The sequence below is a fragment of the Methanobrevibacter sp. genome, from assembly GCF_017410345.1.
Lineage (GTDB): Archaea > Methanobacteriota > Methanobacteria > Methanobacteriales > Methanobacteriaceae > Methanobrevibacter.
Genome location: NZ_JAFQQZ010000040.1, coordinates 19,898 through 31,440, shown reverse-complemented (window position 1 = coordinate 31,440; position 11,543 = coordinate 19,898). Strand labels below are relative to the sequence as shown.

10 protein-coding genes are annotated in these 11,543 nt (G+C 34.5%); 3 read left to right on the top strand and 7 right to left on the bottom strand.

The features are described 5' to 3' along the window. On the bottom strand, positions 1–420 hold the full coding sequence (locus IJE13_RS04970) for a hypothetical protein (RefSeq protein WP_292777789.1): 420 nt from the start codon (positions 418–420) through the stop codon (positions 1–3). Positions 421–584: 164 nt separating this feature from the next. Then, on the bottom strand, positions 585–1,577 hold the full coding sequence (gene priS, locus IJE13_RS04965) for a DNA primase catalytic subunit PriS (RefSeq protein WP_292777785.1): 993 nt from the start codon (positions 1,575–1,577) through the stop codon (positions 585–587). Positions 1,578–1,818: 241 nt separating this feature from the next. On the opposite strand from priS, the gene IJE13_RS04960 reads away from it, so the two are divergent. Further along, positions 1,819–2,310: a hypothetical protein gene (locus tag IJE13_RS04960; RefSeq protein WP_292777781.1), complete on the top strand. Its 492-nt coding sequence runs from the start codon at positions 1,819–1,821 to the stop codon at positions 2,308–2,310. Between the two features lie 22 nt (positions 2,311–2,332). On the opposite strand, the gene priL is transcribed toward IJE13_RS04960, so the two are convergent. Next, positions 2,333–3,700, bottom strand: a complete 1,368-nt coding sequence (gene priL / locus IJE13_RS04955) for a DNA primase large subunit PriL (RefSeq protein ID WP_292777777.1) — start codon at positions 3,698–3,700, stop codon at positions 2,333–2,335. A 319-nt stretch (positions 3,701–4,019) separates the two neighbouring features. On the opposite strand from priL, the gene IJE13_RS04950 reads away from it, so the two are divergent. Both IJE13_RS04950 and IJE13_RS04945 read left to right on the top strand, forming a co-directional pair. Next, entirely contained in the window at positions 4,020–4,484 is a 465-nt protein-coding gene (locus IJE13_RS04950) for a hypothetical protein (protein WP_292777774.1), read from the top strand. A gap of 80 nt (positions 4,485–4,564) precedes the next feature. Continuing rightward, the gene (locus IJE13_RS04945; protein WP_292777769.1) at positions 4,565–5,062 is read left to right on the top strand and encodes a hypothetical protein; all 498 of its coding nucleotides are present in this window, start codon (positions 4,565–4,567) and stop codon (positions 5,060–5,062) included. A 115-nt stretch (positions 5,063–5,177) separates the two neighbouring features. On the opposite strand, the gene IJE13_RS04940 is transcribed toward IJE13_RS04945, so the two are convergent. The 4 genes from IJE13_RS04940 to metG form a co-directional block, all read right to left on the bottom strand. Next, positions 5,178–6,203, bottom strand: coding sequence for a glycosyltransferase 4 family protein (locus tag IJE13_RS04940; protein WP_292777764.1), 1,026 nt, complete (start codon positions 6,201–6,203; stop codon positions 5,178–5,180). Between the two features lie 467 nt (positions 6,204–6,670). After that, a complete protein-coding gene (locus IJE13_RS04935) occupies positions 6,671–7,357 on the bottom strand; it encodes a hypothetical protein (RefSeq protein WP_292777762.1) in 687 nt (228 codons plus the stop codon). Between the two features lie 66 nt (positions 7,358–7,423). Next, a complete protein-coding gene (locus tag IJE13_RS04930; protein ID WP_292777760.1) occupies positions 7,424–9,007 on the bottom strand; it encodes a DUF530 domain-containing protein in 1,584 nt (527 codons plus the stop codon). A gap of 142 nt (positions 9,008–9,149) precedes the next feature. After that, complete coding sequence (gene metG, locus IJE13_RS04925; RefSeq protein ID WP_292777756.1) at positions 9,150–11,192, bottom strand: methionine--tRNA ligase; 2,043 nt, start codon at positions 11,190–11,192, stop codon at positions 9,150–9,152. Positions 11,193–11,543 lie beyond the last annotated feature (351 nt).

Below are 11,543 nucleotides of genomic sequence, written 5' to 3'. Positions count from 1 at the left end.
TTAAGCTACTTTGTCGATTTTGATAATACCATCGTTTTGTGTGTAATAGAATACATAGGTTCCTGGTTCCATTCCTTCAAATTGACCAGCATCATTTTCTGTAACTATGAAAGTCTGCTTTTTCAATACATCACCAGCATCTATATCATCAGAGCTTGCATTTGTATCATTAGCATCGACAGTATCAGTGTCATTTTCATCAGCAATTTCAGTGCCATTGACTTCAGATTCTGTATCATTACTCAAATCCTCTGAAATTACGGTGTCATTTGTAATGTTTTCTGCTACGTTTTCTGCATTATCGGTCAAATTCAAGTCAAGCACATCAGTAGTTGGAACAAAATTCAAAGCAATAAAACCAACAACGACAAGAGCTATTAATGCAATGATAAAACCGATAATAAGTTTTTTATTCAACATATTTAACCTCCTTAATGTAATATCATTTAATAAATTAAGTATTCATTAAATATTATATTTGTATAAGATTGATTTAAAAATATCTATTTTTTAGTGAAAAATTTAGCATGAAATATTAAAAAATTCTATTTTTTAGAAAAATAAGTTTTAAATATTAAAAAATTCTATTTTTCTGCAATTCCTTCATCCTTTCTTTCATATACAAACTTAGGTACCGCATGCTTGAATGGATCAAAGGTTTCAGGATTCTTTACCTCAACGCATTTCATGCTTACCTTAGAGTGAAGAGAGCTTGGAAGCCTTAGGATTCTCTTTAGGTCTATGGTTACCTTTGCATCTATAGTGGATAGATTTACCCTTGCCATGGCATTTACCATATCCTTGTATCTTCTTGGGCCAATTCCTTGCTTGAATGAACCCCAATCGTCATCGTAAAGATAGTCCCTATGCTTTATCATGTCCTTCAACAAACGATTGTTTATGCCATCAAGCTGTTCATCTCCCCTTAAATGGAGAATGTTGTACTTTACCTTTTCAGTGAAGATGGCAGGATAGGCAATTGGAATTGAGAAATGCTCAAGGTTATAAGGCTTTCCTCCTGGTGTGATGTTAGGATATTCGGACCTTGGAACCTCGGCTCCAGCCACATACTTCAATACCTCTCCTCTCAAGTCACTGTCCGCTTCCATCATTACAGGGTCAAGTATCCTTATGTGGAATCCCCTTCCGGAATAAATGAGATGTATGTTCTTAAGGCCCAAATCGCCTTTCAAGGTATCAAGCATGATATTCACACGTTCAAGGGCTTCCCCCAAACAGATTTCACAGACTCCATCACAGGTGCAGGAACGAATAGGCAAATCCTTTGCATCAATATCAAAAATATATTCAGCCTTTTCCCATCCCCCACGCTTTCTTGGATTTGCATAGAATGCCACAGAAACATATGCGGCAAATGGGGCCTTGGTTCTTAAAAATCGTTTAAGGGCAGTTGTGCCGAAAAAAACCTTATATCTGTCATTAGGCCCATGGCCTAAATGATCAAAACCGAATTCCCTTTTGGTGATTCCCTCACGGATAAAATCAGGCAAGTCCTTCTCAGACCATTCCTCCCTATAGTATCTCCTTCTTTCCTGAAGGCTTGATTGACCAAACATAAAATCACCAAAGAATCGATTCAGCATATTGAAATTGAACTATAATTGAACTATAATTAAATTTAAACTTAAATTATCACTGCGTTTAAATAAAGTTTTTAATTGAATAAATAAATAGTATATATAAGTAAAAATATTTATGATTTAATAATACTTAAAACTTATTATAATGAAAAACAGCTATTTATAGAATAAAAAAATAGATTGAAAATCAATTAAAAATGAATTATGGAGATGAAGAATGCTAAGTGAAGAGGAACTTAGAAGACTGATTGAAAGCTTAAGCATAAGGGAAATCATAGAGCCTGCACTTGACAATTGGGCATACTATGAATCAACTGGAAAAACAATCATTAGCCTAAAGACCGGAAAGGTTCAGGGAATCGGCTTAAAGTTCAATGAACTCCTCGACATGGACCATGACAGCGAACATATCGAACTTTACAGGATAGAATCCGATGAGGAGCTGTACGACGAGGAAGAAATTCTGGATGAAGAGGAGTATGAAAATTTCATTGAATTCAAAGAGAAAAAAGAAGATGAAAATGAGAATTATGATGACTACGACCCTGAACTCTTGGAGGAATTCTGCAAAATCGAATCAATAGACAAAAGGGAAAGGCAGATAAGAATCCTAATTGAAAACTATGAAGAGTACCATTTCAACAATTATCAGGACTTTGAACATTCGATAATCTTAAAATACTATGATGAAGATGACTATACCTATTAATGAATTATTCAGGACATTATTCCTATTCGGAAGCTTCATTGGATTCATCATTTGAAGCCTCTGAACTCAATTCACCATTCTTGCTCATTATCCATTTTTTCCTTGAATAATAGCTTAACGGATTGTTTATCTTAGCGCAATCCTTATTTTCCTTACAGAGCTGCGGCAAATGAATTTTAATCTTTTCACAGCTCATAGGAGTGTACCATTTGGTCTCTCCCTCATTTTCAAGGCTTACCTCCTCATGCATTCCGAAACCTAATTTTGAAATGATGTTTATTTTCTCCTGAGGCTGATCTTCAAATAAAGGAGGAGTACAGTTATCTGCAGCTTCAAAGATAAGTGGCAAAATCTCATTCAATGTAATGTTCAGGTTTGTGTCAATATCTGAAACCTTTACGGTTCTGTCAGAACCGAAAATTCCAGGATAGAGCCTTGCATATGAAACGAATGAAGTCAAAAGGAGCACAATCGCATCATTCCTTCCACCAGAGGAAACACCATTTACGGTATTTTCAATGCATGGAGGAAAAGCTTCCCTAATGAGCTTTCCGATTTCCATATTGCCAAATCCACCGCCACTTGCATAATAAGTGCTGTATTTTGCCAATGATTCGGTGATTGTCTCATCAAGCAATTCACCCAATTCCACAATGGCAGGGTGCATTTCAACGATAGCCAATTGGTCTTGGATGGATCTGATGTAGTTTTCAGTGTTCTGCATCAATAATTTGGTTAAGATGAGCTCTCTGAGATTGTCTCCGATTAGGATATCATAAACTCTTTCAGGAGACCTGTCAGTGAATTCATCACCGAAGGAATAGACAAATTCCTCCCTATCCAAAACTATCTCACCATTCTGCAATACCAAATCAGTCAAGGACAGTTTTTTAGTGGCTATCAAATCCTTTAAAAAGGACCATTCAATGCCATCTTGAATAAGCAGATCACTTAAAATCTCTTCAACAAGCTCCTTTCTATCAGATAACGGAAGCTTGGTCAATCTGTCTTCAATCATCAGCCCTTGGGATTCCACAAAGAGCTTGACCTCACGGGAGCCTGGACGGAACTTGTTTGCAATCGCTTGAGCCAATATGTGAAAGGCAATTGTGTCATATTCGGCAATTCTTTCATTGAAAAAGTATGCATAGTCGTTAGGGTTGAAATCCTTATTGTTCTTTCGCTCAATATACCATTTAATGCGGTTTACAGCCAAATCCACTAGAGTTTCAGGAACAACTTCCTGATTGGAGATGGTCTGGCGATTTGTGTGAATGGCAATATCCATCAAATCATCATTATGTGAGGATATCTCTTCAAGTCCACCTAATCCCCTTACTATGTCCCTTCCTTCCTGTGATAAGGGATTTAAATATGAAACCAAAACCATCAAATTGCTCCTAAGTGATTTAGACTATATAATACCTGATTAAAATTCTATTATTTTTTTAAAAAAAAATTGTTTTATATATTATACTATAATTCAATACATTTAAATAATTTTTTATAAGATTACTAAAATTTTTTAAATAAAAAGTATTTTCTAAAATGAATATAATTTTCTCAAATGATTAGAAGATTGATTTGAAGCAGTAAAATTATTAAATAATAACAAATTTATAGTAAAATTGATAAATAATAATTATACTACTAAATTTAATCTAAATATTAGTAAATATTTAAATAACAGTAAAATAAAAAGAATATCAATGGATTCAAAAGGAATAATCAACATAGAACTTTTATTTTGCACATTGATAATAATCTTAGTCTTGATAATTAATCTTCCAATGATTGAAGAAAACCTAGATTCAAATTTGGAAATTGATGAAAACAGCGAAGGGAGACTTCTATTGAATCATGTTTCAGACTCAATAAATGAAGTGAATTCAAAGGAGTATGGATTCAATAAGAAAATCAGATTGCCTGAATCAATTAATGGATATCATTACTCCATTCTTGTAAACAATAGAGAAGTCATTATTGAGTTCAACAATAAGAAAGGAAAATCATATATCAATCCGATAAAACTTGTAGACGGTAATAACAAAACAATGGAGAATGTGCAATTATATAATGGGAGAAGCTATTTGATTAAAAAGACTTTGATAAATGATAACAAGACCCATACAATCAATCAAAGTTCAATTGAAATCATGCAAATAGAAGGATAGAAATAACTAAAATTCTTATAAAAGATAGAAGGATGAAATAGCTGAAATTATTATAAAAAATTAAAATGAAAATGATGAAGATGGATAAAAAAGGTCAAATAACTGTAGAATTGCTTCTACTCATAAGCTTTGCACTTATAGCGGCAATAATCCTGGCCAACGTAATAATGGATGGCAATGAATTGAATATGGCAATGGCCTCTGCAAGAAATGGAGCCTTTGAGGGGATATCATCAAATGGACTGGCGATTTATCCTAAGGAATCCTATGACAATTATTCAAAAGATCCTAAAAAGCAGACCTTGCTTCGAGAAAAGAATATAAAAATCCTCAGGATTGAGCAAACCGTTAAGGGAAAAGACAATTTCAATCGAACCAGAATACAATTAAGGATCTATGCATCATCTCCAAATGTGAAAACGAAAGAGGAAAGGGAATCTGTAGGAGACCGCATAAACTATAATGTCAGAAAGAGCATCACACATTCATTCAAAACAGAGAACATTACAAACAAACTGTTCAATCCTGCATTTTCCAACAAATACAGCTTTACAACTGGAAATGTAGTTTGGGTTTGACTTATTAGAAAATATAAGAAATGTAAAATAATGAAAAAACAATTGAAAATAGAAAAAATAGTGAAATAAAAAAAGAAAAATATGGAAGAAAAATAATTAAGTTAAGATAAATATTCTAACCTAAATAATAGAAATAATCCTTCAAATGGATGAATTGCGCAAATGTTTGATTATGGGTAACTCCAGGCATTAATATAGCTACAATTATTCCAATAATACCAAATATGATGCCGATAGCCCAAATCATCATCACTGCAGTCTTTTCATCAACCGGTTTTCTTAAAACCAATCTGATTAGGGATTTGAATCCTTGATCCGGCCTTACCAATTTTCCATCCTCATTCAATTGGGTTGGCTTGTGCTGTTGCCTTTCCATAACTCCTGCACTATAGAATTTAAGTGATGCATCTATAATGTTTGGCAAAAGAACAATGAATGCAATTAGCTTTACCCTACCGATAAATGCAATAGCTGCAATGGTCGCCCCAATGACAAGTGTACCTGTATCCCCAGGGAAAACCTTGGCAGGATACTTGTTGTAATAGAGGAAAGCGATTAAGGTACCTAGCATGCTCATGCTGATGATTGCAACATCGTATTTTCCTAAAATGATGCAGCTGATTGTAAGGGAAGTCATTGAAATAACACCAAGACCTGATTCAATACCATTCAATCCAGCAAGCATATTGGTTAGATTTGAACAGATTGAAACTGCTATTGGAATCAAGAGCATATACAAAAGGCCAACATTAGGAGGTGCAATCCACCATAAAGGAATACCGGCCAAAAAGAGCAGGAACAGCTTTTCCTTAGATGACAATACAATCAGGTCATCCACCATACCGATGATTCCAACAATAAGAACCACAACAAGAACGATAGCCAATTGGAATGCCAATATTGGGAAAAGTATGATTCCAACAAAGATTCCTATGATAAAACCAAATAATATTCCAATACCGCCCATTTCAGCTACAATAGGGCGAGAGGACTTATGAATGTCCTTTCCAATAATCTCGGCTTTTTCCAGCTTTTGAATAAGCCATGGCATGACCAGACGAGTACTGATAAATGATAAGATCCCACAAATCAATGCAATGACAACCAAAGGCATTGTGGGAATTGAAATTAAGCTTGACATATTTTCACCAAATATTATTTAATCTTGAATTAATTTGTTTTTTTAAATTTATTCTGTTTCCTAAATTAATTCGTATAATTTCTTCTTAAATAGATTAATTAATTTACTTTTTATTACTTATATTAAATAAACTTTTAATAAAAATTTCATATCTTTAGAACTTTTAGAAAATGAAAAAAATTATAAAAATTAGTTAAACTTATAAAAAATTACTGCTAAATGTAGATAAGCAATATTAAAAAGACCATATGATTATCATGAGTTTATTATATTAAATACATAGTAAATTAAAATGAAATAAATGTCAAAACCATTAAAAATATGAATTGTTGTTTTAATTATTCCAATAGTAAATTTTTTGTAAAAAATTAATTAATAAAAATAGTATTTTTTAAGAAAAATTTTTTAAAATCTTAGCAGTGAAAAATAGTATTTTGAGAAATTTTTTAAAATAAAATTAAAAAAAATTATTTCTTATTCAAAATATAATATATAGACCTGACCGGTATATTAAGTTCTTGTGAAATTTGCTTTGGCTTAATACCTTTTTCTCTCATGGCTTTAACTTTTTGCCTGCAGGCATCATCATACTTTCTTCTGTAATGTTTGACATTGATTCTGTCAAAATACTTGGATTTGATGTAATCCACATTGGAAACAGACATGTCCAATATGCTTGCAATTTCATCTGAACGTTTTCCTTCATTGAACAAATCAACTACCTGATTTATCTGATTTTTTGAATATTTCCTTTTTCCCCAATTATATTTCACTTCAACGGACACCCCCAAATTATCCAAAGCCTTGATATAAGTAGGGGAAATCCTATTATAAATGCTTTGAGGACAGGTGATTCTCTTTAATGAAGGATAGGTGTCCATCAATTCAATGATCTTTTGTGATGTGAGCTGTGTTGAGATATGAACCTCAACCGCATTGATGTCATATCTTGAATCGGTTTCCAAAGGTCTTTCGTCAAAGATGTCCAACTCTTCCTTAGACTGGGAATCCAAATTGTCGAAATCAATGTCATCAAGATCTTCGAAGTTATCATCTTCATCGTCAAAGTCTTCAAAATCCTCAAAATCCTGATAATCATCAAAATCATCATAATCCTCAGGAAATTCTTCGAATTCATCAAAGTCTTCAGCCATGAAAAACACCTTTTTAAGTTTGAATTATAAAAAACGAATTATAAAATATACAATAGCAAATACAAATCAAGATTTATTCTTCACCAAATCAATAAAGTCTCTGGAACGTTTTGTATTAGGCTTTCTAATACTTTTCATATTATTTATTTCACGCTTGATGCTCTTTTCGCCTACTTTGAATGCATAGGAAACTTCCTTAATGCTATAGTTGGAATTGGTGAACACAATTGCAGGACCCACTGCGGCATAATTCAACTTGATGTTCAGGTTCTTTATTCTGCTTTCAAACTTGAATTTCTTATGAAGCAACAAATCCATTTCATCAACCGCCAAGATATGTTCCTTCTCCTTTTCCCTTAAAAGGTCCACAACTTGATTGTGGGGATTCTGGAATACCTTACGCTGTTGCCTGTCAATGTCTCCACGGATATATGGGAAAGGTGAACCATAACGCTGACGCCTGTCTTGGGAAGTGCATAGATAGTATTTGGAAATGTCCCACAATATCAATGTAGGTGCAATGTCTGCAAAGATCTTTGTCTTGATCTTTTCCCTTTCCTTCAAATCTTTCTTAAGGCTCCTATCCAAATTGCCGAACTTGTCAATCAATCCCAATTCCTCAAGAGTCCTATCAATCTTATCGCTTCTCCAATCCTCCAAATCACTTGAATCTATAAATTCAGGCTTTTCCAAATTAACGGAGTAGATGATTTCATCATAGATCTTAAGATTGTTCATATCCTTAATCTTGTCTTCAAAAATAGCTTCACCATGGCGTTCAACAATATCCTCTGCATGCTTTACATAAGCCAAAGCCAAATTTGTGCAGGTATGCTTATCGTTGATGATTGTAGGCTTGGTCCTCCTGAATTCCAATCTTTCTATGCGGACACCCTTGCCGAACCTTCTCCTAAGCTCATCCTCATAGCTGTCTGCGAATTCACTGTCGAGAGGAACCCTTTTGGTGATTGTCCTTCCGTTTTCCTTATATTTGACAATAGGGGTGACTGTCTTTACAACCCCTCTTCTCTGTTGCTTTAAGATGTTTAGAACCCTTTTAAAGGATTCCCTTCCCCAACTGGACAAACCGGACATCAGGACCATGTAATTACCTGACAATGGTAAATAAGGAATTATCTCAAGCCTATGAACGCCTGAGTGATTAATCTTAAATTCGAAATCATTGGAACCGCACTTGCATGTCTTTCCCCTTTCCAGGTAACTGCTTACCCTATAGGATTTCTTGCATTCGCTGCATCTTATTTTGGCATATTCCTCCAAATTGCCTAATGCAATCTTATGTGCGGAAATGGCATATTTGACCCTATCAAAACTGTTTTTCTTGGCAGATGCCCTATTCCTAAAGATTTGGGTATGGCGACTTATCTCACCCAATTCCTCATAATCCACATCATCGCTTGCACGGGAACCATAACGATTTAAGGAGCGGAATGGAGCAGTGTAACCGCTTTCATCCATACTCTCCTTCATCTCCTGAAGCTTATCCAAATTGCCTTTGAGAAGTTCATAGATTTCCAAAAAGGACTCCAAATCCTTAAAATCCTTTTTTAGATTGGTCAAATCTAATTTTTCCTTCTCTATTTGATTTAGAAATTTTTCAGACTCTGTAATCATCAATGATTCATCCATAATATCACCGTGAGGACTTTTATAGGTTTGCCGCCAAGAACCTATAATTTAATAGGATATTATAAATCAATTTCGTTCAATAAAAATCTTGCCTATGCCTTTTGTCTTGATTCATTAATTTAAAAATAGTAAAATGGACAAATTACATAAGCAATTCGCCGATTTCACAATCGTCTGGAGTTAGAATAGCTGCACTTTCGGTAGCCATGATCATTCCTTCAGACTTTTCTCCCATCAATTTAGCCGGTTTCAAGTTGGTCACTACAGGGACCTTTTTGCCAATCAAGTCTTCAGGAGCATATCTTTTACCTAATCCTGCAACCACTTGAATGGTTTTGTCACCAATGTCAATTTGAGTTTTCAATAGTTTGTTAGACTTTTCAATCTTTTCACATTCCAAGATCTTACCAATCTTGATTTCCACTTTAGCAAAATCGTCAATACTGATTAAATCCATTTTTTCACCTTCATCTTTAGACTCCTCTTCATTCTTCTTGTCTTTAGAGTCTTTCTTATCATCTTTAGATTCACTTTCGGAATCTTCCAAGTTCTTATATAATTTTTCCTTTTGAGCTTCAATAACCTTATCTTCAATCTTTTTGAATAATGGTTTTGCCTTGTTGATCTCATGGCCGGTTTCCAAGAAGACCTTTGCATCGTCCCAATCGTTTTCAGTTGGAATGTTGATTATGTCACAGATTGCATCTGCCTTGTTTGGAATATAAGGTTTGAGCAAGACAGCCATTGCCTTGCATAATTGGTTGGATAAGTAAAGACAGTTTGAAGCCTTTTCCATATCTTCCTTAACCGCTTTCCATGGTTCCTGGTCATTGAAGTATTTGTTTCCCTTTTTGGCAGTAAGTATAATTTCAACCAGACCTTCCCTGAATTTCATGTCAGAGATCAATTCCCCTACCTTATCAGGCAATTCCTTAATTGATTTCTCAAATTCCAAGTCATCTGCACTTGGATTCTTATATTCAGGGACCTTTCCATCAAAGAACTTATTGGTGAAAGTGAATGTTCTGTGGAGGAAATTACCAATTACATCAGCCAATTCATCGTTGATCCTTCTTTGGAATTCATCCCAAGAGAAGTCAGTGTCCTTATTCAAAGGAGCATTGATGGTAAGGTAATATCTGAGAAGATCTGAATCAAAGTCCTTGACAAAGTCTGCCACCCAAATGACCCAGTTCTTGCTGGTGGACATCTTTCTGCCTTCAAGGGATAGGAACTCCCCTGCGAAAATGTCATCCGGCAATTTGCAGTCATGACCTAAAAGCATTGCAGGCCAGAATAAAGAGTGGTGGTAAATAATGTCCTTACCGATGAAATGAACCACATGACCATCCCAATAGTCTTCCCAAGCCTTGCCGGATTTTCTTGACCATTGGGCTGCAGATGAGATATAACCTAAAAACGCTTCTCCCCATACATAGATTACTTTTCCTTCTGCACCTTCCAAAGGCACTGGAATACCCCATTTCATGTCACGGGTCATGATCCAATCCTGAAGACCTTCCTTCAACCAGTTTTTAGCATAATTCCTTACATTTGGTGGCAAGTATTCATTTGTGCTAATATAATCCTCAAGCTGCTCTTGGAAATGGCTTAACTTAAAGAAGTATTGGGTACTGTCACGGATGACCGGAGTGTTTCCGCAGGTCAAGCATTTTGGCTCGACAAGCTCTATAGGGTCCAATGCCCTACCACAGACTTCACAGTGGTCCCCTCTTGCTTCAGCACCGCAGACAGGACAGATTCCTTCCACATATCTGTCCGGAAGGAACTTTTCACAGTTCTCACAGTAGAGCTGTTGAATGGTTTCCTCATAAATCAGTCCATTATCGTAAAGGTACTTGAAAAAGTCCTGTGATATCTTATAGTGCAATTCATCTGTAGTCCTTGTAAAGTTATCCAAAGAGATATCGCAGCTTCTAATGTCTTCTGCAATCATATCATGGTATCTTTTTGCGATTTCAATAGGCTTTTTGCCTTCCGCATCAGCCTTAACTGCAATTGGAGTACCATGCTCATCAGTTGCACATACCATCAATACCTCATTTCCAGCCATACGATTGTATCGAGCGTAGATATCAGCTGGAATATAAGTGGATCTCAAATGCCCTAAGTGGCATGGCCCATTAGCATATGGCAATGCACATGAAATAAATATCTTAGTCAACTAAATCCTCTCCAATAAATCCAATAATTGTTTTTTGTAATTTAAATTAGTCTTATAAATGAAAATAATGATTATATTAAATAATAATCAAACATTTATCAATATATTATATATTCTCTGTTATATAAATAAGTACTGATTTTTTGGAAAGAATTGCAAAAATAAAAAATAAATATTGCAAAATCAGTTGAAAAATTATGTAATCATATTAGAAAAATAGCTAAAAAAATTTAATTGAAAAATGAAAAATCAAATTTTAATATTAAATGCAAAAATAAAAATTAAAGATTGCAAAAATCTGATGAAGGAAAAATTAAGAATAATAAAAATAAAAATAGAGATTAAAAAACT

What these genes read in the sequence shown, in the direction of transcription:
- IJE13_RS04970 (WP_292777789.1), bottom strand. Translation starts at nt 420, where the DNA reads ATGTTGAATAAAAAACTTATTATCGGTTTTATCATTGCATTAATAGCT.
- IJE13_RS04935 (WP_292777762.1), bottom strand. Translation starts at nt 7,357, where the DNA reads ATGGCTGAAGACTTTGATGAATTCGAAGAATTTCCTGAGGATTATGAT.
- IJE13_RS04945 (WP_292777769.1), top strand. Translation starts at nt 4,565, where the DNA reads ATGGATAAAAAAGGTCAAATAACTGTAGAATTGCTTCTACTCATAAGC.
- IJE13_RS04940 (WP_292777764.1), bottom strand. Translation starts at nt 6,203, where the DNA reads ATGTCAAGCTTAATTTCAATTCCCACAATGCCTTTGGTTGTCATTGCA.
- priL (WP_292777777.1), bottom strand. Translation starts at nt 3,700, where the DNA reads ATGGTTTTGGTTTCATATTTAAATCCCTTATCACAGGAAGGAAGGGAC.
- priS (WP_292777785.1), bottom strand. Translation starts at nt 1,577, where the DNA reads ATGTTTGGTCAATCAAGCCTTCAGGAAAGAAGGAGATACTATAGGGAG.
- IJE13_RS04960 (WP_292777781.1), top strand. Translation starts at nt 1,819, where the DNA reads ATGCTAAGTGAAGAGGAACTTAGAAGACTGATTGAAAGCTTAAGCATA.
- IJE13_RS04930 (WP_292777760.1), bottom strand. Translation starts at nt 9,007, where the DNA reads ATGGATGAATCATTGATGATTACAGAGTCTGAAAAATTTCTAAATCAA.
- IJE13_RS04950 (WP_292777774.1), top strand. Translation starts at nt 4,020, where the DNA reads ATGGATTCAAAAGGAATAATCAACATAGAACTTTTATTTTGCACATTG.